We start from the raw sequence: 254 nt of genomic DNA, 5'->3' as shown, positions 1-254 counted from the left end.
CCTGGGGCAATCATCCGAACGCCTGGCGCCCGCAGCACATTCACTTCTCGCTGTTCGGCGACTACTTCGGCTCGCGCCTCGTGACGCCGATGTACTTCCCCGGCGACCCGCTGCTCGCGTTCGACCCGATCTATCAAGGCACGCCCGAGCAGGCGCGCGAGCGCATGATTTCGCGCTTCTCGCTCGACACCACCGAAGACAGCTACGCACTCGGCTACGAATTCGACATCGTGCTGCGCGGCCCCAACGAAACC

At 64.6% G+C, this 254-nt stretch carries 1 pseudogene; it reads left to right on the top strand.

The annotated features are described in order from the left end of the window. Positions 1-254 (top strand): annotated as a pseudogene (locus SB751_RS33010) (protocatechuate 3,4-dioxygenase subunit beta); the annotation flags it as partial.

This window comes from Cupriavidus sp. SIMBA_020 (assembly GCF_046535395.1).
Taxonomy (GTDB): domain Bacteria; phylum Pseudomonadota; class Gammaproteobacteria; order Burkholderiales; family Burkholderiaceae; genus Cupriavidus; species Cupriavidus campinensis.
This window is presented reverse-complemented; position numbering and strand designations above follow the sequence as displayed.